20 protein-coding genes are annotated in these 21311 nt (G+C 59.3%); 14 read left to right on the top strand and 6 right to left on the bottom strand.

From position 1 onward, the window contains the following. Window positions 1–40: 40 nt before the first annotated feature. Window positions 41–850, bottom strand: coding sequence for a GNAT family N-acetyltransferase (locus ROSERS_RS19790; RefSeq protein WP_011958532.1), 810 nt, complete (start codon window positions 848–850; stop codon window positions 41–43). 141 nt (window positions 851–991) lie between these two features. After that, window positions 992–1492: a GNAT family N-acetyltransferase gene (locus ROSERS_RS19785; protein ID WP_011958531.1), complete on the bottom strand. Its 501-nt coding sequence runs from the start codon at window positions 1490–1492 to the stop codon at window positions 992–994. Between the two features lie 427 nt (window positions 1493–1919). Between ROSERS_RS19785 and phnX the strand changes: the two genes are divergently transcribed. From phnX to ROSERS_RS19770, 3 genes are all read left to right on the top strand, one after another. Then, window positions 1920–2753, top strand: a complete 834-nt coding sequence (gene phnX / locus ROSERS_RS19780) for a phosphonoacetaldehyde hydrolase (RefSeq protein WP_011958530.1) — start codon at window positions 1920–1922, stop codon at window positions 2751–2753. A gap of 345 nt (window positions 2754–3098) precedes the next feature. After that, the gene (locus ROSERS_RS19775; protein ID WP_011958529.1) at window positions 3099–3305 is read left to right on the top strand and encodes a hypothetical protein; all 207 of its coding nucleotides are present in this window, start codon (window positions 3099–3101) and stop codon (window positions 3303–3305) included. 3 nt (window positions 3306–3308) lie between these two features. Beyond that, window positions 3309–3959 carry a TetR/AcrR family transcriptional regulator gene (locus ROSERS_RS19770; protein WP_011958528.1) on the top strand — a complete coding sequence of 217 codons (651 nt, stop codon included), beginning with the start codon at window positions 3309–3311 and terminating at the stop codon, window positions 3957–3959. A gap of 13 nt (window positions 3960–3972) precedes the next feature. On the opposite strand, the gene ROSERS_RS25285 is transcribed toward ROSERS_RS19770, so the two are convergent. Then, window positions 3973–5030 (bottom strand): IS5-like element ISRfsp3 family transposase gene (locus tag ROSERS_RS25285; protein ID WP_085979421.1). Its coding sequence is split into 2 segments (ribosomal slippage): window positions 3973–4499 and window positions 4499–5030, totalling 1059 coding nucleotides; the frame shifts between segments, so codons are not numbered across the junction. A 61-nt stretch (window positions 5031–5091) separates the two neighbouring features. On the opposite strand from ROSERS_RS25285, the gene ROSERS_RS19755 reads away from it, so the two are divergent. From ROSERS_RS19755 to ROSERS_RS19720, 8 genes are read left to right on the top strand one after another with little or no spacing between them, the layout of a single operon-like run. After that, window positions 5092–5943: an ABC transporter ATP-binding protein gene (locus ROSERS_RS19755; protein ID WP_011958527.1), complete on the top strand. Its 852-nt coding sequence runs from the start codon at window positions 5092–5094 to the stop codon at window positions 5941–5943. Continuing rightward, window positions 5940–6650 carry an ABC transporter permease gene (locus tag ROSERS_RS19750; protein WP_011958526.1) on the top strand — a complete coding sequence of 237 codons (711 nt, stop codon included), beginning with the start codon at window positions 5940–5942 and terminating at the stop codon, window positions 6648–6650. The genes ROSERS_RS19755 and ROSERS_RS19750 overlap by 4 nt, the downstream gene beginning before the upstream one ends. Beyond that, window positions 6647–7387, top strand: coding sequence for a hypothetical protein (locus ROSERS_RS19745; RefSeq protein WP_011958525.1), 741 nt, complete (start codon window positions 6647–6649; stop codon window positions 7385–7387). The genes ROSERS_RS19750 and ROSERS_RS19745 overlap by 4 nt, the downstream gene beginning before the upstream one ends. A gap of 4 nt (window positions 7388–7391) precedes the next feature. After that, window positions 7392–7979: an HD domain-containing protein gene (locus ROSERS_RS19740; protein ID WP_011958524.1), complete on the top strand. Its 588-nt coding sequence runs from the start codon at window positions 7392–7394 to the stop codon at window positions 7977–7979. A gap of 34 nt (window positions 7980–8013) precedes the next feature. Next, complete coding sequence (locus tag ROSERS_RS19735) at window positions 8014–9039, top strand: galactose-1-phosphate uridylyltransferase (RefSeq protein WP_011958523.1); 1026 nt, start codon at window positions 8014–8016, stop codon at window positions 9037–9039. Continuing rightward, entirely contained in the window at window positions 9026–10633 is a 1608-nt protein-coding gene (locus tag ROSERS_RS19730) for a carboxyl transferase domain-containing protein (RefSeq protein ID WP_011958522.1), read from the top strand. Before ROSERS_RS19735 ends, ROSERS_RS19730 begins: the two co-directional genes overlap by 14 nt. A 10-nt stretch (window positions 10634–10643) precedes the next feature. Next, the gene (locus tag ROSERS_RS19725) at window positions 10644–11309 is read left to right on the top strand and encodes a hypothetical protein (RefSeq protein WP_011958521.1); all 666 of its coding nucleotides are present in this window, start codon (window positions 10644–10646) and stop codon (window positions 11307–11309) included. Continuing rightward, a complete protein-coding gene (locus ROSERS_RS19720) occupies window positions 11306–12076 on the top strand; it encodes an enoyl-CoA hydratase-related protein (protein ID WP_011958520.1) in 771 nt (256 codons plus the stop codon). Before ROSERS_RS19725 ends, ROSERS_RS19720 begins: the two co-directional genes overlap by 4 nt. A 238-nt stretch (window positions 12077–12314) precedes the next feature. Here the strand turns inward: ROSERS_RS19720 and ROSERS_RS19715 are convergent, their stop codons facing one another. Further along, the gene (locus ROSERS_RS19715) at window positions 12315–12554 is read right to left on the bottom strand and encodes a DUF2283 domain-containing protein (protein ID WP_011958519.1); all 240 of its coding nucleotides are present in this window, start codon (window positions 12552–12554) and stop codon (window positions 12315–12317) included. Between the two features lie 397 nt (window positions 12555–12951). Here ROSERS_RS19715 and ROSERS_RS19710 point away from each other — a divergent pair, with 397 nt between their 5' ends. Further along, window positions 12952–13827: an alpha/beta fold hydrolase gene (locus ROSERS_RS19710; protein WP_011958517.1), complete on the top strand. Its 876-nt coding sequence runs from the start codon at window positions 12952–12954 to the stop codon at window positions 13825–13827. A gap of 8 nt (window positions 13828–13835) precedes the next feature. On the opposite strand, the gene ROSERS_RS19705 is transcribed toward ROSERS_RS19710, so the two are convergent. Together ROSERS_RS19705 and ROSERS_RS19700 are read right to left on the bottom strand one after the other, a co-directional pair. Further along, a complete protein-coding gene (locus ROSERS_RS19705) occupies window positions 13836–16697 on the bottom strand; it encodes a hypothetical protein (protein ID WP_011958516.1) in 2862 nt (953 codons plus the stop codon). A 164-nt stretch (window positions 16698–16861) separates the two neighbouring features. Further along, entirely contained in the window at window positions 16862–19099 is a 2238-nt protein-coding gene (locus tag ROSERS_RS19700; protein ID WP_011958515.1) for a cellulose biosynthesis cyclic di-GMP-binding regulatory protein BcsB, read from the bottom strand. Between the two features lie 234 nt (window positions 19100–19333). On the opposite strand from ROSERS_RS19700, the gene galK reads away from it, so the two are divergent. After that, window positions 19334–20509 (top strand): galactokinase, encoded by a 1176-nt coding sequence (gene galK / locus ROSERS_RS19695; RefSeq protein WP_011958514.1) that lies wholly within the window; start codon window positions 19334–19336, stop codon window positions 20507–20509. 95 nt (window positions 20510–20604) lie between these two features. Beyond that, window positions 20605–21291: a response regulator transcription factor gene (locus ROSERS_RS19690; protein ID WP_041334149.1), complete on the top strand. Its 687-nt coding sequence runs from the start codon at window positions 20605–20607 to the stop codon at window positions 21289–21291. The last annotated feature ends 20 nt before the right edge of the window (window positions 21292–21311 follow it).

Below are 21311 nucleotides of genomic sequence, written 5' to 3'. Positions count from 1 at the left end.
CCAACACTGGAGGAAATTGATCTGCGCTTTGATATGATTTTCAACAATTACCAGAGAATGGCTTCAAGCGCACCATGTATTCCTCATATTCGGCGACAAACGCAAACCCCAGACGCCGGTAGCAGGCAATCGCAGCGACATTATCGGCGCGAACGTTCAACCCGATCAGATCAACCGTTTGCAGCAACGACCGGCAGAGCGCCGCTGTGGCTACAGTCGCCAGCCCACGCCCACGCGCGGCAGGCGCAGTCGTGATATTGCCCAGAGCGGCGACCCGCTGCTCCGCAGAGTACACATGCACGCCAGCAACGCTCAGAAGATTGCCGTTTTCGCCACGAATCCCCACATACTGCCCCGTTTCGACCATCCGCGGATCGAACCAGTTGCCCGGATAACTATGCGCATAGAACGCCAGCAACTCATCGGTTGCAGCCGGCGTCAATCGTTCGACCCCTGAAATATCGATATCATTGAGCCGCCCCGGATCACGCAGCGCCATTTTGAAGTGCAGCCCACGCGGTTCCAGCAGACAGGCAGCGGCAAGTGCGTCACGCGCTTCAGGGGAGAGGTGGGCATAAAAGCGCTGCGGCAGCAGATGCACTGTTCTGCTGAGCAGGGTCGCAAGTGCAGTCGCCGGCTGGCGCGCCGTTGCCAGGAGCGTCGGCAGATCGCCGCCTGTGTAGAGCAACGCGACCGCCAGAAGGTTCTCGCCTTCCTTCAAACCATACCAGACCGTCGAGGACCAGAAGAAATCGTCGAGATCGCCAATAGCGTACAGGTGAAGCGCAGGATCACGCCACAGATAGGCGCCGATCTCTTGTTTATCGTGAAGAATGGCAACGTTGCTCATCAACATCTTCCCAGCACTGAAACGCTTTTGCGCTACGAAAGAAAGACAGCCCGGGCATCACTGCCAGCATCGCCGCATGTCTCGCCGCTTAATACAGAACAGCGCGCCTGGCATCGCCCCGCCGAACCCGCCTCATTCGTTCTAACGCGCGAGCCGCTGCACCAATCGCCGATCCAGCGCCTCCAGCGCGATCGAGCAGAAGAAACGACGGTGACGCTCAAAACCGAGACGCTCATACCACGTCCGGGCGCGATCATTCTCCCAGCCGACTTCCAGTTCGACCACGCGGCAATGATGGGATTGCGCATACGGGATCAGACTCGCAAGCAGCGCGCGCGCCAGACCTTGCCCACGCCACGCAGGCGAGACGTACAGCTCATCGACCAGCAAAAACCGCCCGCCGGCCTCAATCGAAAGCCCCAGCGAACCGACAATATAGCCAGCGATGGTTTCCCCAACCACAGCGACATGGACAACCCCATACTCCGGGTGACTCAGCACCAATTGCAGGGCATCGACGGTGCGTTGCGGATCGAACGGATCGCCATCGCCGGTGTGCAACGCCTCAACCAGCGGCAACAGCGCATCAAGATCATCCAGCGTCAAAGGGCGAACCACAAAAGCGTCAGTCTGCATCGTCATTTACCACACAAGTGTGCTTTCTTCACAGAGCGGAGACGTTTACGTCGGTCATCATACCACAGCAGGATGCTTACAAGAGCGACGTGGAGAATTATCGAACCGCATGCGCACCTGGTGCGCGGGCGTCCCCGCCCGCATGGGCGCACTTATAGCAGTTCCCATAGAGATTGAACCAATTGGACAAGGTTGAACACTCCCAGTATTGTGCTCCCCACATAGTGACCGAAATGAATTTCGGTCTACGCTCTGCCGCAAGCGGGCGCCTCGCGCGACACGGCAGACCCGGACAAGGGTCAACATATCTGAGAACTGCTATAAATTACAGCTCCAGAACATCCGGCAGACCGGATAACAACCCACCCAGGGTGTGGTATCATTACACCCGATACCGTCCAGACCACAACTGCCGCACCAGGAGATACCAGCATTGCCCACTATCGCTCGCCGCTATCGTGGCGCCATTGGCGCCATCATTCTCGACTGGGCAGGCACTGCCGTCGATTACGGCTCGTTTGCGCCGATCGCAGTGTTTCTACGCCTGTTTGCCGGTCATGGTGTTGTGATAACACCGGAAGATGCGCGGGCAGGCATGGGATTGATGAAAAAAGACCACCTGCGCACCATCCTCGCCCGCCCGACGGTCAGATCTGCGTGGCAATCGGTGCATGGCGCACCACCCTCGGAACCTGACATCGATGGACTGTTCGAACAGTTTATTCCGCTGCAAACATCGGTCCTGAAAGAGTACGCCGAACCAATCCCCGGCATGATCGAAGCCACAGTAGAATTGCGCAAACGCGGAATCAAGATCGGCTCGACAACCGGCTACCTGCGCGTCATGATGGCGACCCTCGCCCCGATTGCTGCTGCGCACGGCTATCACCCCGATTGCATCGTCTGCCCCGATGATGTTCCTGCCGGACGCCCTGCGCCATGGATGTGCTTTATGAACGCCATGCGCCTGGGAGTGTACCCCATGGCTGCGCTGATCAAGGTCGGCGATACGCCTGTGGACATCGAAGAGGGATTGAACGCAGGAATGTGGACGGTAGGAGTGACGCTCACCGGGAGTCTGTTGGGAAAGACGCGCTCCGATGTGGAAGCGCTCTCCCCGCAGCAACGAGCGAGTATCCATGCGCAGATCGGTGAGCAACTCCTGGCAGCCGGAGCGCACCTGGTGATCGAAGGCGTTTGGGATCTGCCCTGTGCCGTGCAACAGATCGAAGAGCGCATGCTGCATGGGGAAACGCCGCTGGCGTGACCATCGCCATTGCGCGCTGGCGACCGCCTCGACAGCGCGCCTGCCGATCAAGTATTGTTCCTGATGTGAATTCAGGCTTGTTTTCTCCAGTCAGCCCCAGAATCTCCCCGCCGTCCTATCGTGTTCACTGGTAGCGCATACGTGAATATATTGCCAATATTCTGCGACACCACTCCGAATCGAGGACCTCTTGCGATAACTCCGACGCTTGACTGCACCTGTGAGCGCCATAATGCCCGAACCGCATCTCGAAAGAATGGCAGTTGACATGTCTGGAAAGCGGAGTATAATCATGACCGAATGGTCATATGACCATTCGGTCACTTTAGAAGAAAGGCGCCACGAATGAACGCGCTGCATATCTTTGCCGCCATTCTGATCCTGTACGGTCTCCTGTGCCTGGCAACGGCGCTGGCAAAACCCGTCGCCATCTGGCGCACGGGCAAACTGCAAGGTTTTGTGCAACTCCTCGGCGAGCGCGGCACAGTCATCCTGCTAAACGCGGCAGGTCTCATCGCCCTGGTTGCCGGGATCATGCTGCTGTTGAGGTAGCCGATGCCAACCGAAACATTTTTCAACCTGCCAGAGGAGAAGCGATCTCGTTTGCTCGACGTGCTGCTCGACGAATTTTCGCAGAACGACTACGACAATGTTTCTATTGCACGGATCACCGAACGCGCCGGGATCGCCAAAGGCAGTTTCTACCAGTACTTTGCCGATAAGAAAGATTGCTATCTGTACCTCATGCAACTGGCAATCGAGGAAAAGACCAACTTCCTGCGTCAACCGCCGCCTGAACCGCCTGTTGACACGTTTGCGCATCTGCGCTGGCTGGTAGACGCGGGGATGCAATTTCAGTTCCATAATCCGCGACTGGCGCACATCGCGTACAAAGCTCTGTTCGATGATGTACCCCTGCCGGAGGAGACGCTGACCATGATCCGACGTGGAGGTTATGCCTACTTCCGGGATCTGGTGCAATCCGGCATCGTCGACGGAACATTCGATCCTCAGATCGATGTCGATACTGCTGCGTTTGTGCTCAATGCCGTCTTCACGGAACTTGGCCAATACCTGATGCAGCGGTTTGACATCTCTCCGTCACAACTGCTCGCCAGAGGTGCGGATGCTCTCAACCAGGACGAAATTCGTCAGATCATCCTTCAGGTCATCACGATCCTGGAAACAGGACTGCGAAAGAAGTAACCTATAGACTTCATCAAGATTCGTTTTGATTTTTGGACTGCTTTTTGCGTTTCAGCCAAATTCGGAAGTTATGCAGCCCGCAACATGTTTCCATGACCATATCCCGAAATTCGGAACAACTGAAGCGGATAATGTCGTGAATGATTCGATACCGCTTGATATCGCCGATAACATGTTCAATACGAACGCGAACGGATGAGATACGCCGGTTTTCCTCCTTTTCCTGCGGCGTGAGGGTTCCATTGCGCGGCTTCTTCTTTGGCTGCATAATCTGGACGCCAGGCAGGGTAAATCCTTGAAATCCGGCGTCTTGATAGAGAATGCTCGCGTTTGGAAGGGTGTATCCCGCTTCATCCGCAATACATTTATCGTGGACCCTTCCTTCGTAGGTGTCACTCAAAAAGTGAATAGAGCCAAACTCATCAATGATGAGAACGTTCTTAAGCGTATGTCGTTTCTTCTTACCGCTGTAATACAACTCCCGGTCGACTTTGTCGCTTGGACGGCGAATGGGACGTTCTACGCCGTCATGGATAAAAAGGGGGGCGCTTTTGTCGCATGCGACGGTTCTTCACACGACGGTTCTTCACACGACGGTTCTTCACACGACGGTTCTTCACACGACGGTTCTTCACACGACGGTTCTTCACACGACGGTTCTTCACACGACGGTTCTTCCTGCAATCGCCTCGCCAGGTCGTCGGCAGTGCGCGCAGGCAGGAGATTTTGCTGTGAAAGCGCATAGTTCAGCGCTCCGTGCAAAAGATGCACCCATTTGCTTACGTTTGATTGGCTCATTTGAAAGAGGTGTCCGTGCATCACTTGCGTTGGGTTTTGTTTTAAGTAGGTCAAAATAAAGAGCAATTTATCTTCTGTTGTCGGAAGCGGCGAGTTTGCATACGAGACGTAGCGACGACAATATCGGACGCGGCCATCAATCGTGCGACGTTTCATATACGCTTCAAATGCGGCGTGGAAGATCGGAACCAGCGCGTGGAACTCTTCAACGGTCAGTCCGGTCATAGAGCGTAATTTCTCCGGATTTTCGATAATGGATCGATACTTACACATCGTTTTTCTCCATTTTCAGATTGTACAAAAATAGTATATCACTAAATCTTGATGATGTCTTATGATCACCGTCGAACATCTGAGTTTCACCTACACCGGCGCTGACACGCCCGCCATTCGAGATCTGAGTTTTGACGTTCAGGCAGGCGAGATCTTCGGTTTTCTCGGACCCAGTGGCGCGGGAAAATCCACAACGCAGAAGATTCTCATCCGCCTGTTGCGCAACTTTTCGGGCAGGGTTGACGTTCTCGGACGAGACCTGCGCACCTGGAACAATGATTTCTACGAGTATGTCGGCGTCAGCTTCGAACTGCCCAACCACTATGGCAAATTGACCGCACTCGAAAATCTGCGGTATTTTAGCCGTCTCTATCGTAATCCGACCGTTCCGCCAGAACAATTGCTGGAGATGGTGGGATTGGAAGAAGATGGCAACCTGCTGGTCTCACAGTTTTCCAAGGGCATGAAAATCCGTCTGAACCTGGCGCGGGCGCTGCTGCACAATCCGAAACTCCTCTTTCTCGATGAGCCGACCGCCGGTCTCGATCCGGTCAACGCTCGCCGCATCAAAGACCTGATCAAGGCGCAGCAGGCCGCCGGGCGAACGATCTTCCTGACAACGCACGATATGGCGATTGCCGATGAACTGTGTGACCGGGTGGCATTCATCGTAGACGGGCGCATTAGCCTGATCGATTCGCCGCGCGCCCTCAAACTGCGCTACGGGCGCAAAGAGGTGCGGGTGGAATATCTGGTGAACGGTCGCACTGCAACCTGTGATTTTCCCATCGATGGGTTGGCGGATAACCCCGATTTCCTCGCCACCCTGCGTTGTCCGGTGCAGACGATTCATACCCAGGAGGCGACCCTGGAGCATATCTTCATTCAGGTGACGGGACGGAGTCTCGCATGAAACGCTTCGCTCATACCCTGTACTGGGACATGGTTCGCCAGTACCGTAACGGCTTCTATCTGGTCTCGGCTTTTGTCGTGGTACTGATGGCGCTTGTGTTGCGTCAAATCGGTGAAGTGGACTGGTCGATCTGGTGGCCGCCCCTTCTGCTTGAAAACCTGGTGATCAACGCCTTCTACTTTATGGCAGGCATCGTTCTGCTCGAAAAAAGTGAAGGCGTGCTCGAAGCCCAAATTGTGACCCCTCTGCGCGATCAGGAGTACCTGCTTGCCAAAGTCGTCAGTCTGTTCGTGCTTTCGGTGATTGAGTCGCTGGCGCTGATCCTGATCGTCAGCGGACCCGCGTTCAACTGGTTCTGGATGCTGCTGGGTATTGCCGGTTTCGTGGCGCTCTATGCGTTCTACGGCTTTTTCGTCGTCTCACGCTACGACTCCATCACGGAATTCTTGATGCCTTCCGCGCTGTGGACGCTGGGATTCTCGCTGCCCCTGCTCTCCTATTTCGATCTGTGGCGACACTGGAGTCTCTATCTGCACCCGTTGCAGGCGCCGCTGTTGCTGATCCACGCCGCCTATACGCCCCTGCCTGCCTGGCAGATGGCGTATGCTATCCTGTACACTGCTCTATGGGTCGGCATTGGCGCTATTGCCGGTCAGCGCGCTTTTTATCGCTTCGTGATAGCGAAGGAAGGAGTTCGAAAACCATGAGCATCATTCAGACATTGCGCGCTCTGGGTCCGATAGATACGCGCGGCGTGCGCCGCGATGGTCTTCTATCGTGGATGATCGTCATACCGATGATCGGGGCGCTTGTGTTGCGCTGGGGGTTGCCGCCCCTCACTGCGCGCCTGATCGAGCGATATGCCTTCGATCTGACGCTGTACTACCCGGCGCTGCTGGCGTATTTCTTCGTTGTGATGACACCGGTTATCTTCGGCACGGTGATCGGATTTTTGCTGCTCGACGAAAAAGACGATCAGACGCTGATCGCTCTCCAGGTGACTCCGCTCTCCACAAACCAGTATCTCGCCTACCGCATCGCTATCCCGGTTGTGTTAACGTCCGTCATGATCCTCGTGATCTTCCCGCTTTCCGGGTTGAGCGCGCTGCCGCTGACGCATATCCTGATCATCGGCATCGTTGCCGCCCCGCTTGCACCGTTGTTCGCCCTCTATCTGGCGGCATTCGCCCAGAACAAGGTTCAAGGCTTTGCGCTGATCAAACTTTCCGGCATTGTGCTGCTGCTCCCGACCTTCGCCTTTTTCATTCAGTCGCCCTGGGAACTGGCATTTGGGTTGCTTCCGACCTACTGGCTCATGAAAGTCTACTGGCTTCTAGAGTCCGGACAGTCTGACGTGTGGATGTACGCGCTGGTCGCCTTGATCTATCAGTCAGTCGGCATCGGGGCGCTGGTGCGCCGGTTCGACGCGGTGATGCACCGGTAAGGCTATGAGTAGTGCCGCCTTTTCCCCAAAGTACGAACAGGCGCTCCAGTTCGCCGCCCTTGCCCACCGACAGCAGGTGCGCAAAGGGACCGATATTCCCTACATCGTGCACGCGGTGCACGTTTCGGTCATTCTGCTGCGTCATGGATTCGACGAAGACGTGGTGATCGCCGGATTGCTGCACGATGTGATCGAGGATTGCGGCGTCTCACCCCAACAACTGGAGACATTGTTTGGCACAGAGGTGGCGCGCCTGGTCGAAGCAGTCTCGGAGCGAAAGCGGATCGGCGGCGTCGAACGCTCGTGGGAAGAACGCAAGACCGAAGCAATCGCTCATCTCCAGACCGGCGGACCACACGTTGCCGCGCTCAAAGCGGCGGATGCGCTGCACAATATCCGGTCGATCAGCGCCGATCTTGCGCTGGTTGGTCCGGCGGTCTGGCAACGCTTCAAGCGCGGTCCCGATCCGACGTTGTGGTACTACCGCGAAATCCTTGCCGCTGTGACGATCAGCCTGGGCGATCATCCGATCGTCGTGGAACTTGCCCGTGCATTGTCTGATCTCGAACGCCGGGTTCAAGGGTATAATTGATGCGAGCAAGCGATGTTCGGTCGCAGGGAGCGTCATGCCCGAGATCCGACAGAATCTGGCAACACGCGAGTGGGTTATCATTGCGACTGAGCGGGCACGTCGGCCAGAACAGTTCATTTTGCCATCACGCGGGAGCATCCTCGACCGTCCCGAACACGATCCGAACTGTCCGTTCTGCCCCGGCAATGAAGAACTGGACCTTGAGCGGTTCCGTATGCCAGCCACTGGCGACTGGCAGGTGCGCGTGGTGCGCAACCGCTATCCGGCGCTGCTGGAGAATGACCGGTATCAGCGTCACTTTCACGGCATCAATCGGGCGCTGGCGGGGTTCGGCTATCACGACATTGTGGTCGAATCACGCCGCCATAACACCTGCGCCGCGCTGGAACCGGTCGAGGGGTTGATCAATACGCTCGTCGCGTTTCAAATGTGCGCTACGATCTATCGCGGCGACCCGCGCATCGAGCACATCGTGTTCTTCAAGAACCACGGCGCGACGGCTGGCACCTCCCTGCTCCACCCCCACGCGCAGGCAGTCGCGTTGCCGGTCGTCCCGCACGACATCCGGGTGCGCAACGAAGAGGCGCGGCGCTACTTCGACGATTACGGCGAGTGCGTCCTCTGCCGTATGCGCGAAGACGAGGAGCAGCAACAGGATCGGGTGATCGTCTCCAGCCGGCACTTTACCGCCTTCATTCCATACGCTGCCTATTCGCCCTTCCACCTCTGGATCGTGCCGCGCCGTCACGCCACCCACTTCCTCGATGCCACCATCGAAGAGATCGAAGACCTGGCGCATGTCCTGCGCGATGTGTTGCGCCGTATCTACTACGGGTTGAACGATCCAGACTATAATTACATTGTTCGTTCGGCGCCGGAGAGTGAGCGTATGGCGCGCCATCTCCACTGGTATGTGACGGTCATCCCGCGGGTGACGCAGACCGCCGGGTTCGAGATGGGCACCGGCATGTTCATCAATACGGCGCTGCCTGAAGAAAGCGCGCGCTTCCTGCGTAACGTCGTTTTGCCCGACGAGTCGACCAACCATGACAGTGATTAAGTCGTTCGTTGATACCCGCTCGCCGACCTTTCGCGCCAACGCTGAGGCATATGCCGTACTGCTCGATGATCTGCGCGCCCGCCTGGAACAGGCGCGCGCTGGCGGTCCTCCAGAAGCGCGGGAGCGTCACGTTTCACGTGGCAAATTGCTGGTGCGCGAACGGATTGAACGCCTGATCGATCCGGCGACCCCCTTTCTCGAAATTGGCGCCCTGGCGGCGCACGAGGTCTACGATGAACCGGTTCCTTCCGCTGGCATCGTCACCGGCATCGGGCGCGTCGCCGGGCGCGAGGTCATGATCGTCGCCAATGATGCAACGGTCAAAGGCGGCACATACTATCCGTTGACGGTGAAAAAGCACCTGCGCGCTCAGGAAATCGCCGAACAGAACCATCTCCCCTGCATCTATCTGGTCGATAGCGGCGGCGCGTTCCTGCCGCTCCAGGCGGACGTCTTCCCCGACCGCGACCACTTCGGGCGCATTTTTTACAATCAGGCGCGGATGTCTGCCAAAGGCATTACTCAGATTGCGGCGGTGATGGGATCGTGCACGGCTGGCGGCGCGTATGTGCCAGCGATGAGTGACGAGGTGGTGATCGTTCGCGGCGCCGGCACAATCTTTCTCGGTGGTCCGCCGCTGGTCAAGGCAGCGACCGGGGAAGAAGTCAGCGCCGAGGAACTCGGCGGCGCCGTGGTGCACACCCATACCTCCGGCGTTGCCGACTACCTGGCAGAGAATGATCTTCACGCTCTGGCAATTGTGCGCTCGATCGTGGCGAACCTTGGTCCGCGGCGTCCCGCGCCGTGGGAGTGGCGCGAACCGGAAGAACCGCTCTACGATCCGCGCGAATTGTACGGCATTATTCCACACGACCCGCGCGCCAGTTACGATGTGCGCGAAGTGATTGCCCGCATTGTCGATGGCAGCCGCATGCACGAGTTCAAGCCAACCTACGGCGAGACGCTGGTGTGTGGCTTTGCCCATATCGCCGGTGCACCGGTGGGGATTATTGCCAACAATGGCGTGCTGTTCTCCGAAAGCGCCCTCAAGGGAACGCACTTTATCGAGTTGTGTTGCGCGCGCGGCATTCCGCTCGTCTTCCTGCAAAACATTACTGGCTTCATGGTCGGCAAAGAGTACGAACAGCGCGGCATCGCCAAGGATGGCGCCAAAATGGTCATGGCGGTGGCAAATGCGCGTGTGCCGAAGTTCACCGTCGTGATCGGCGGATCATTCGGCGCCGGAAATTATGCCATGTGCGGGCGCGCCTATGAGCCGCGACAACTCTGGATGTGGCCCAACGCTCGCATCTCGGTGATGGGCGGGCAGCAGGCAGCCAGCGTGCTGCTGACGGTGCGCCTCGATGCGTTGCGCGCACGCGGCATCGATATGAGCAGCGCCGAGCGCGAGGCGTTTGTGGCGCCAATCCTGGCAACCTATGAACGCGAAGGCAGCCCCTACTACGCCACGGCGCGCTTGTGGGACGATGGGGTGATCGACCCCGCCGACACGCGCACGGTGCTGGCGCTTGGTCTTGCCGCCGCAGCCAACGCCCCGGTTGAAACAACACAGTTTGGCGTGTTCCGCATGTGACAGGTGCAGCATGACAGACGCACATCCGATACCGCATGATGCCGTCCAATCCGCGCTGACGCAGTTGACCGGACTGGCAGACCGTGCAGATCTGCCCGCACTGGTCGAGCGCGCACCGATCATTCTCAGCGATGATTTCTTTGCCGCTGCTCAGGCAGCCGCCGCCGATCCCGCCGCCGCCATCCTGCGTGAGCGCCTGCAATGGCTGGCAGAACTCCGTCAGCAGGCAGAGCAGGATGTCCCGGCTGCACTCCAGGCAGTAGTGGCAGCGACCACTCTTGACGAATTGCGGCAGGTTGTCGATCACTGGCCACTGACGCTGACCGACGCCTTTGCCGAAGCGGTTGAACATCTGGCGCAACAGTTCGCCGACGCCGGGCACGCAGAGATTGCTGATGGATTGCGTCAGCGCCTGGTCGGTCTGGCGCAACTGCGCGTCTACCGCGAAACGTGGACCGAAACGCCGCAGGGGAAGGCGATCTTTGCGTTTCTGAACGCCGAAGATGACGCAGCAGCGTTGAGCGTCTTCCACACCCACCGCGATCTGCTTGACCACCCCGAAGCGCAACGAACCCTCGATGACGTCTTGCACGGCGGCGACCCGGAAAGCCAGCAGCGACTGGAGCGGCGTCGTGCGTTGCTGCGCTACCTGCGCGGCGAGGAGCAACCACAATGACCCTTCACATCACGCATAACGGACCGATCGCTACGGTCACGCTTGATCGTCCTGAAGTACATAACGCCTTCGATGCCGCCATGATCGTGGAGATGCGGGCAGCGTTCGACGCCCTCTCCGGTGACGAACATGTGCGTGTCATCGTCCTGACCGGCGCAGGCGAGTCGTTCTGCGCTGGCGGCGATATGCGCTGGATGCAGAGCGCGATGGAGCTGACCTTCGAGGACAATATGGCGGACGCCAGCGCGCTGGCGGCGATGTTCGAGACTATCTGGACATGCCCGAAGGTGGTGCTTGGTCGGATCAACGGTGCCGCCATCGGCGGCGGCGCAGGACTGGCCGCCTGCTGCGACCTGGCGATAGCCGCCGACACGGCGCGTTTCGGTTTCGGCGAAGTCAAAATCGGACTGGTACCGGCGGTCATCGCGCAGTACGTTGTTCCCAAGATCGGCGTCAGCCAGGCGCGCGCGCTCTTCGTCTCCGGCGAACGCTTCAGCGCCGAACGCGCCTTCGAGATCGGGTTGATCCACGGCGTCGTGCCGCCGGAAGAACTCGACGCCACGGTGATGGAGATCGCACAGCGCTGCCTGACGAGCGCACCCGACGCCATCACAACCATCAAGCGGGTGGTAGACGTGGTATGGGAGAGCGAACGCCTTGCCGCACAGCGTTTCGTCGTCGAAATGCTGGCACGGGTGCGCACCGGCAACGAGGCACGCGAGGGAATCGCCGCCTTCAAAGCGCGGCGGCGACCGCCGTGGGCGTGAGAGATGCGTCGCGGCGCTTAGCATGACACGAGGGGCTGTCACTCCGGGCGACGCGAAGGGTCTCAACGCGGACAAGACGTGGCATTGCGCTCAGCATAAGGAGAAGCGGTTCTGAACTACGAAGTTCAGATACTGACGACGAACACGACGGCATGAAGATCATATTCGACCAGGGGACGCCTGTTCTGTTGCAGCGCTACGTGCGCAGACACACCATGACGACCGTGTATGAGCAATGTCAAGCAGTCGGCGCTCTGGACAGTTGCAGCAACTTCGCCTGCACCGTCTCGAGGATGACATCCCGCAGAAATGCGCGGGCATTCATGATTTCAATGCCGATCAACTCACCCTGTTCATTGAGTTCTGCGGTGATGTGCGGACTGATTTCGACGCATCCAGCTTCTGGCTCTGCCGAAAGCGTCAGGTGCAGAATATCCTCCTGCTCGAAATACACCATGCGTAGAAGGTTATTGTTCATAGACGAATCTCCCTGTTCTGAGACGGAAATTGATTTGCTGACGAGTAGTAGTATGGACTGTGATGGGTGTTATTGTGCTTTCGCTCATTTCGTACGGCACTATAACCAGTAGATGATCGTGGCGTCCCACCGCAACCCGACGACCGGTGGCGATATCGAAGTATTGTTCTGGGGAATGCCTCACGATGTCTTCAATCCTGGCAAGATCAAAACCGCGCAGTCCGGCTCTGTATCGCATGTACTCTGTCCATACGATGGTGCGCGATGTCGCCATGAACTGACGTTCCCGTGCATACTGTCCGCTTGTACGGCGCAGTGTGCCGCACACGCCATTCACCTGCCAGTATACATCATGCCGTATATTGCGCAACATCCAGGCAGTAGTCCGGGATGAAATATGTTTCACGGTTTTCAACCCTTCCGTATTCAGACGCAGGGTGCGACGATCAACGGCGTGCACGGCGGCTCTGGTCCGCCGCTCCTGCTCCTCCACGGATATCCGCAGACCCATCTGATGTGGCGGGCGGTTGCGCCCCGACTGGCTGACGAGTTCACTATCGTCGCCGCCGATCTACGCGGCTACGGCGACAGCAGCAAGCCTCCTGGCGGCGATGATCACGCGGCGTACAGCAAGCGCGCAATGGCGCAGGATATGGTCGAGGTGATGCAGACGCTCGGCTTCCCACGCTTCATGGTCGCCGGACATGATCGCGGCGCACGCGTTGTGCATCGACTCTGCCGCGATCACCCACACGCCGTCATCCGCGCAGCCGTGCTCGACATCGCACCAACGCATTACATGTACGCCACCACGGATCGCATCTTTGCCGAGGCGTACTACCACTGGTTCTTGCTCATTCAGCCCTGCGATCTACCAGAGCGATTGATCGGCGCCGACCCGGAGTATTACCTGCGCAAGAAACTTGCCCACTGGGGGCGCACGTCGTCAGCTTTCGAGCCGGAAGTGATTGCGGAATATGTGCGTTGCTTCAGTAACCCGGAGACAATTCACGCGACCTGCGAAGATTATCGGGCGGCAGCCAGCATCGATCTGCAGCATGATGAAGCCGATCAGCACACGCCGATCACCTGCCCGCTGCTGGTGCTCTGGGGAGCGCAGGGATTCGTGGGGCGGCACTACGATCTGCTGACAGTCTGGCGACAGTACGCGGTCGATGTGCGCGGACACGTGGTTCCCGGCGGACATTTTCTTCCCGAAGAGGCGCCGGACGAAACATACGCCGCGTTACGGGCGTTTTTCGCTGGCGCGTAGCACTCCACTCAACGCCCAACCCCCAACGCATCCGGCGTCGCGCCCTGCCCGATCACTTCGATTTCGCTGAGCGCCGCCGACGCCGGTGCGCCACGCTGCGTCCCGCGCACCGCAGTGACGGTGAACTCGACCCGGTCGGCAGCGATGGGTTGCGCCAGACGCATAAGCGTTCCGCCACGCGAGAGGGGCGCAACCGCCTCGACGGTTCTGGCGGCGACGGCGACTTCCTGCCCGCGCAGGTAGAAACGCAGTTCGCCGCTGACCTGGTAGTCATCGCTGCGTCCTTCCTGACCCGGTTCCGCTCCCACCAGACGAACTTCGAGGATCGCCATCGGGAATTGCCATTCTAACCGGATCCACTGCCCCGCCCCGCCCTTCGCCGTCCACGGCGGCGTCCGGTCGATCAAGGTTCCATTCGGCGCGGCAACATACCCGCGACGGTCGTTGATCCGTGTCGGACTGCCATTCTCCACTGATGAAGAGGCGGCAATGGATGCCGCCGGAGCAATGTTCGTCCAGCCCAGTTCCGCGAGTTGCCGGTTGACAATCGAGCCGCTGGCGTGCCCCATGTGACAGCCGACACAGAACATCGGCTGTCCGGGACGCCCGGCTGAGTTGCCCTGGGCGATGCTGAGGGTATGGCGGTTGCCGCCGCGCACAATGCGCCCGTTCCGGTCGCGCAGCACAATGAAGGTGGGCACATCGGCGGGCGCAGAGGCGATAAACGACCCGTCCGGGTTCACCGGCACCGTCAACCATTTGACCGCGCGCGCCTGGTCGTCCGGGTTCGGCGCGCGCGACGTCGCCCCGCCGAACTGATTGGCATCGATATAGATATCGGCGAACGCCACGCTTCCCGGCGGCGGCGAATTATTGATAAACGGGAATTCAAGCGGTGGATTGGCGTAGACATTCGCATTGCGCACCGCAACCAGTTCCACGCTCTGGATGCTGCGGCGGCTCCAGGTGTACGCCGGGTTGCCAGACGTGTCGAGCAACCCAAACGGCACATTACTCTGCAACGGATCGTCGCTGACCGGCGGCGGTGTACCACGCGGTAGTCGCCACATGCCGGGTCCGTCTCCCACCGGACGCACAACAATTGGTCTGGCTTCCATGGCGTCATACTCATCGGATAGTCCGGGGAGCGGCACGCTCTCGTTCTGTGCGCCGTTGGGGTAGATGGTGCGCAATTCGTAGCGCAGTGACGACGATTGCAACCGCAGGGTGATGGTGCGACCATTGCGAGTCTCTGTGTAGACGCCGGTGCGTGCAGGCGCCGTCGTTGCCGCCGTCTGCGAGAAGATGATCCGACCGTCGGGCAATCCGGCGGGCGCAAGCGCATAGGGCGGGCGAAAACTGGTTCCGTCATCCCAGCGATACCCGGCGATCGACTCGGTCGTGTTCAGCGCCATGTTCTCGATACCGGGGCGTGCGACACGGATGCCGGTGTACAACGTCGAATGCGCCATCGTCTGATCGCGCTGCGTGGTGTACGCCACCAGCAATTCACCACCGAACTGCACCACCGCCGGTTGCACTGCATTGTACGTATCAAGACCGCCATCATTCGTCAGCGCCGATGGGTAGCGCGGCGTCCAGGCAAAACGGCTCATGCCGCTGCCATCGGCTTCAACCGCCATCAGATGCCAGGTGTTGGGCGCGTCGCGGATGGGGAAGCCATCCGCCAGACGCCCACGCGCCGGGTTGAAGGTCGCATTCGTGTTCGAATAGACCAGCGTGCCATCCGGCAGGCGATACCCGGTAACCGGTTGCTCAACGATAATCGTGCGACTTGCGCCACCCTGCGACGCAGGAACGGGCGTCGCGGTCGGGCGGACGCGCGGCGTTGGCGTTGGCGGTGCCGGCGTTTTGGTCAGGCGAACGATGCTGCCGGTCGCCGGGTCGATCTTTTCGACAAAGGAAGGCAAACGCATGGTTGGTGTCGGCGGGGGTGCAGCAGGTTGCGGCGGTTGTGCCGGTTGCGCTGTTGCAGTGACCTGGATGCGCCGTTCGACAACAATCGGACGCCCGCTCTGATCCCGGGCGATTTCATTGCCGGCGCGATTGTCGATCCGGTTATAGATGCCGCGTTCGCTGGGCTGGTTGAAGTTGACCCACCAGCGACTGAACACGATCCTGCCATCGGGGAGCGGCGCCGGATGGAATGCAGCGGTGCGTTCGGTCGTGAGACGCCGCATATTGCCGCCATCCCCGTCGATGATGTACAGATTGAACGCCCGTCGACCGTCGTAGGGGGAACGCGCCGGATAGCGCGACGAACTGAACACGATCCTGCCGTCTGCCAGATATGCCGGGAAAAGATCATCGTAGAACGCATACGCCTCGGCGTTCCCCGGACCATCAGGGATGGTGATCTCGCGGTCGGAGCGAGTCAACTGGCGCAGACCGCGACCATCGACGCCGATCTCGAACAATCGCCACGAATAGGCGGGACGACCATTGGGCTGATTGCGGAACGTTTCTGGTCCGAACGTTCCCGCGAAGACGACGCGGCGCGCATCGAACGACACATCGGGCGACTGAACATCACGCAGTCCCAGCGGGTTCAGCGGATCGCCAGCCGGTCGCGCGGTATCGACGAGCACGCGCAATTGCCCGCTCTGATCGCGGATGAGCAATTTCGAGCCGGGAGCGAATTTTGTGATACCGGTAATCATGTGCCCCGCCGGACCGACATCGCGGGGGAAGAGGTAATCGCCGGTCGCCAGACGACTACGCGCCACAAACACCAGCGGCGGGAGCGGGGTCTGCGCCTGCGCCGATTGCACTGCCAGCACAGGCGCGAGGAGCAGCATTAGGCTCAGAATAAACTGCAAGACTCTGGCAAACGCGCGACGCATCAGCATAGCCAAGAGTATACGCCAGAATCGGCGGTATTGTCCATAGCATGTAATCAGAAACGATGCACTCAATGGGTCTCCTGCAAACAGGAATGCAGAAAACCGCTCATTTCCTCCGGAACTCTTCCACCGAGAGGCGAGCCTGACCACGCCGACTGCCGATCACACGCTCAGGTTCCTGGCGGACGTCGCCATGGTGCGCGCCAAAGGATCAACGCGCTCGCACCGATGACAGCAACAATAATAACAACCGGCACAAGCCACGAGTTGTTCGACGACGCATTCCTGGAGGGTGCAGGCGTTGGTTGAACCGTCTGCGGCGTCGGTTGCGTCGGTTGAACGGCAACCGGCGTGACTGTCGCAACCGGCGTCGGCGCAGATCCCGTGAGAACCGCGCGACCGTTGCCCAGGGTCACCCGCTGCTGCGGATCGACAATCGCCAGCGTCCCGGTCAGACGCGCACGTTGACGCGGATCGATCAGCATAGTTGTCGCCTGTTCAATACCCGAATCATCGCTCCCCAGCGCAGCAACAACCACCCGCTCTGGATTCCACGGCGCAGCGACCATTTGCAGATAGGCGACGCTGGCGTCAGGCGGCACGCGATACACAACGGGCGTATCAACTGATCGCGGCACATCGCTGCCAGCATCGAACGGCGCTGGCAGCGCATCGCCGAGTTCGACCAGAATCGGCAGGGTGCCCGGTCGTCCGATCACCAGCAGATGATACGATTCGCGCACATCCGTCGGTACATTGTCGGCGAAAACTGCAAGCGGTTGCAGGATGGCATCACGGGTCTGCCGTCCCATCTGGAAGGCCAGTAAAGCAGCGGCATTCCAGGCGGCAGGAGCGCGTTGTGGAACGACGAATGCAGTCGTGGCGAGCGATGGATTCAGGGTAAATGGCAGCGGGTAACTGCTGAGATTGAAGGTGCGACGCGGTTCGGCAGTCACCGGTTTCATCGGCAGATGCAGCGCCGACTCGGGCCAGATCGTCACCCACAGGTCGGTATTGCGAACATCGGTGCACAACGAGCGCGGCACAAGGTTCGTCTGAATTGTTAGCACATTCGCACCAGAACGGGTTGCGGAAGGCGGAATAGTGATCCGACCGGTTGTCACGCGCGTCGTTTCGTCGCTAAAGCGCACGCTGCCAATCGGGATGCCGTTCAACCCGACCGAGAGACTTGACTGACCGAAATCGACCGTTGCGGCATGGTTGAATGTCAGATCAAAGTACGCTCCCTCATCGATTTGCTGCCCCGGCGGAAGGGTGAACCTCAGATCGAATGTTCCCGTGCGATCCCGAATGACGCGTGGTTCCAATCCCAGATCGCTCAGGCGTTGATCGATTGCCAGCGCCACATCCGCTGGCGCCTCCGGCAGGTCACGAACCACCGCGACATTCGGGCGATTGTTAATCCGCACAGGCACGGCGCTCAACGCGCGAGCCGCCTTCACAACCGCCGCCTCCGATGCACCGCTCACCACCAGAACGACACGCTCCGAGTTCCAGGGCGATACGATCATCTGGAGAATGCCGTCGTCGGGTGTGGCGCCGGGAGCAGCAAAACCATTCTCCCGTAGCGTTGCGGGCAGATCCAGATTGCGCGCCAGCGGTGCAAGCCCCGTGTGACTGCCAACCAGAATGAGATGACGGCCGGTGCGCGCCTGTGGCGACAGCCGCTGCACGGTCGTCAGATCGATCTGCAAACGCCCTTCGGTCAACCGCCCAAAACTGGCGGCAACGGTCAGCGCTGCCTGAAGATCGCTGATCGACGGAGTATCAGGGATGACGATCGTCGCCTGATCGGGTTCGAATGAACCCTGAAAAATGGGGCGCGGCAGATTGCGCAGATCGGTATCGAGCGGCGCCAGCGTGTGCGGCAGAACAAAGCGCGATGTCGAACGGATGACAACTGCCGTGCGCTCACTTGGAGCAACATCACACCCCGTTGGATTGTCCAACGCCACTTCAAACTCATGACGACCATCGCTGCGTACCGGTGTGAGCGCCCGATCAGGAATATCAAAGACAACACGCCGGTCACCCGGTTGGGTCAGTTCAACCGTGCCGATCAACACCCGATTGAAGCGCGCTTCCAGAAATCCCCCCAACCGTTGCTGTGCACTGCCCACCGGAAAGAAAACTGACAGATCGAGTTGCGCCTGCGCCCCCGATGCCAGTCGCCAGTTCGCAGGAATGTTGAACAGATAACGTGTTCCGTCAAAGACGCCGCTCAGCGTCTGATCGGTTACTCCCAGGCGTTCAAACGCAACAACATTTTGATCATCCGGTTGTGGCGGCTCAGTACTCTGCGCATGCGCCACACCCATGCTTCCGATCATCAGCGTGACCACCAGCGCCCAGGAAAACAGACGCGCAAACAATATCATCAGATGCATAACGACACATTCTCCTCGCAATCCTCATCATTCATCATAGCACAACGATGGGCGATAGCACGGGACTCTCGAAAGGAACCGCTGCAACCGGACAAAAGTCACGTTACTCGCAGCACCCCTTATAGAACAACGTGCCAGCGGAGCATGTTTACCATTTGAGGGAACGCTCCCACATGGTATAATGCCGGGCGGCGACATTGCGATACGACCAACACGGGAGTCAACGGGCCACGTATGCTTGATACCGGAGAACTGCGCGAGCGTTTTCAGCAGCATTACGGGATACATCCGCATGTCATCGTTCGTGCGCCAGGGCGCGTTAACCTCATTGGCGAACATACTGATTACAATGACGGGTTTGTGTTTCCGGTCGCTATTGATCGCGCCACCTGCGTCGCGGCCCGTCCGCGCACTGATCGAATAGTGCGCGTCATGGCGGCGGATCTCCATGATGAGGATCTCTTTTCAATCGACCAGATCGAACGCAGCAACCGGGCATGGCACAACTATATTCGTGGCGTCGTGCTGGCGCTGCGCACCGCGGGGCATACGCTGTCGGGCGCCGACATGTTGATCGCCAGCGATGTGCCGCGCGGCGCCGGGCTTTCGTCATCGGCAGCGCTTGAGGTGGCCGTCGCATACACGTTTCAGGTGCTCAACCGGCTCAACATTCTCGGCGAAGAACTGGCGCTGCTGGCGCAGGGCGCCGAAAATACCTTCGTCGGTGTGCAGTGCGGCATTATGGATCAGTTGATCGCTGTGTTCGGGCGCGCCGATCATGCGTTGCTGATCGATTGCCGCGACCTGACGTATCGCGCAGTTCCTCTGCCGCCATCGGTTGCAGTCGTTGTCTGTGACAGTCATATCGCGCGAACGCTGGCGGCATCGGCGTACAATCAGCGCCGTCAGGAGTGCGATGCCGCAGTTCGGGCGCTGCAACAGTGGTATCCCGGCATCCGCGCGCTGCGTGACGTGAGCGAAGATCAACTGGCAGCGCATCAGCACGAACTTCCTGAACCACTGCGCGCTCGCGCACGGCACGTCGTCAGCGAAAACCGGCGCGCGCTCCAGGGCGCTGCGGCGCTCGAAGCCGGCGACATAGCCACATTTGGGCGACTGATGAATGAATCACACGCCAGCCTGCGTGATGATTATCAGGTCAGCCTGCCAGACATTGATTTTCTCGTTACAACAGCGCAGAGTCTGGCAGGATGTTACGGATCGCGGTTGACCGGCGCCGGGTTTGGCGGATGCACTGTCAGCCTGGTCGAGCGGAGCAGTGTGGAAACGTTTCGCCACGACCTGGCACAGGCTTACCACGATGCGACCGGTCGAACGGCAACCATCTATGTATGTCGCGCCAGCGACGGAGTTGGGCGCGTCATGGACAATGCACGTCCACAGGAATGAGAGCATGGCATGCCAGATGCATTCAGCATATCATCTTCTTCTGACATGCCAACAATTGCGCACGGAGCTTCTGAACTGTGAGTAACGACATGCATATGTCCACCATTCTGCTGGTAGAGGATGATCCGATCCTTTCAGAAACGTTACGCTACAATCTGGAACGGGAAGGGTACGCGGTCATCAACGCTCCTGACGGCGTTGTCGGTCTGGAACGGGCGCGACGCGATCAACCCGATATGGTCATTCTCGATGTGATGCTCCCCCGTCTGGATGGATTTTCCGTCTGTCGCATTCTGCGCCAGGAGAGCGAAGTTCCCATCCTGATCCTGACGGCGCGACAGGACGAGATTGATCGCATCGCAGGGCTGGAGTTGGGCGCCGATGATTACGTTGCCAAGCCATTCAGCCTCGGAGAACTGCTGGCGCGGGTGCGGGCGATTATGCGCCGCTCAGATCGCCGCATCAGTGCGCTGCGTGAGGTGCTCGACGCTGGCGCGATCCGGTTGGATACCGGCTCACGGCGCGCCTGGCGCGATGATGTCGAACTGAACCTGTCCCAGAAAGAGTTCGATCTGCTGGCATGCCTGATGCGCAACCGCGGCATCGCGTTGTCGCGTGATGTCCTGCTCGAGCGCGTCTGGGGGTACGACTTCCTCGGCGATAGCCGGACGGTCGATGTGCACATTCGCTGGTTGCGCGAGAAGGTTGAACCCGACCCCGGCAAGCCGACCTATATTCAGACGGTTCGCGGCATTGGCTATCGTTTCGAGGCGCCAGACTGATGATCCGGCGCTGAGCAAGG

Source organism: Roseiflexus sp. RS-1, assembly GCF_000016665.1.
Taxonomy (GTDB): Bacteria; Chloroflexota; Chloroflexia; order Chloroflexales; family Roseiflexaceae; genus Roseiflexus.
The sequence above is the reverse complement of the archived record's forward strand: the minus strand, read 5'-3'. Positions and strand labels throughout refer to the sequence as shown.

What these genes read in the sequence shown, in the direction of transcription:
- ROSERS_RS19790 (WP_011958532.1), bottom strand. Translation starts at nt 850, where the DNA reads ATGAGCAACGTTGCCATTCTTCACGATAAACAAGAGATCGGCGCCTAT.
- ROSERS_RS19750 (WP_011958526.1), top strand. Translation starts at nt 5,940, where the DNA reads ATGAAACGCTTCGCTCATACCCTGTACTGGGACATGGTTCGCCAGTAC.
- ROSERS_RS19690 (WP_041334149.1), top strand. Translation starts at nt 20,605, where the DNA reads ATGTCCACCATTCTGCTGGTAGAGGATGATCCGATCCTTTCAGAAACG.
- ROSERS_RS19785 (WP_011958531.1), bottom strand. Translation starts at nt 1,492, where the DNA reads ATGACGATGCAGACTGACGCTTTTGTGGTTCGCCCTTTGACGCTGGAT.
- ROSERS_RS19745 (WP_011958525.1), top strand. Translation starts at nt 6,647, where the DNA reads ATGAGCATCATTCAGACATTGCGCGCTCTGGGTCCGATAGATACGCGC.
- ROSERS_RS19725 (WP_011958521.1), top strand. Translation starts at nt 10,644, where the DNA reads ATGACAGACGCACATCCGATACCGCATGATGCCGTCCAATCCGCGCTG.
- ROSERS_RS19740 (WP_011958524.1), top strand. Translation starts at nt 7,392, where the DNA reads ATGAGTAGTGCCGCCTTTTCCCCAAAGTACGAACAGGCGCTCCAGTTC.
- ROSERS_RS19705 (WP_011958516.1), bottom strand. Translation starts at nt 16,697, where the DNA reads ATGCTGATGCGTCGCGCGTTTGCCAGAGTCTTGCAGTTTATTCTGAGC.
- ROSERS_RS19700 (WP_011958515.1), bottom strand. Translation starts at nt 19,099, where the DNA reads ATGCATCTGATGATATTGTTTGCGCGTCTGTTTTCCTGGGCGCTGGTG.
- galK (WP_011958514.1), top strand. Translation starts at nt 19,334, where the DNA reads ATGCTTGATACCGGAGAACTGCGCGAGCGTTTTCAGCAGCATTACGGG.
- ROSERS_RS19735 (WP_011958523.1), top strand. Translation starts at nt 8,014, where the DNA reads ATGCCCGAGATCCGACAGAATCTGGCAACACGCGAGTGGGTTATCATT.
- ROSERS_RS19720 (WP_011958520.1), top strand. Translation starts at nt 11,306, where the DNA reads ATGACCCTTCACATCACGCATAACGGACCGATCGCTACGGTCACGCTT.
- ROSERS_RS19770 (WP_011958528.1), top strand. Translation starts at nt 3,309, where the DNA reads ATGCCAACCGAAACATTTTTCAACCTGCCAGAGGAGAAGCGATCTCGT.
- ROSERS_RS19730 (WP_011958522.1), top strand. Translation starts at nt 9,026, where the DNA reads ATGACAGTGATTAAGTCGTTCGTTGATACCCGCTCGCCGACCTTTCGC.
- ROSERS_RS19715 (WP_011958519.1), bottom strand. Translation starts at nt 12,554, where the DNA reads ATGAACAATAACCTTCTACGCATGGTGTATTTCGAGCAGGAGGATATT.
- ROSERS_RS19775 (WP_011958529.1), top strand. Translation starts at nt 3,099, where the DNA reads ATGAACGCGCTGCATATCTTTGCCGCCATTCTGATCCTGTACGGTCTC.
- ROSERS_RS19710 (WP_011958517.1), top strand. Translation starts at nt 12,952, where the DNA reads ATGTTTCACGGTTTTCAACCCTTCCGTATTCAGACGCAGGGTGCGACG.
- ROSERS_RS19755 (WP_011958527.1), top strand. Translation starts at nt 5,092, where the DNA reads ATGATCACCGTCGAACATCTGAGTTTCACCTACACCGGCGCTGACACG.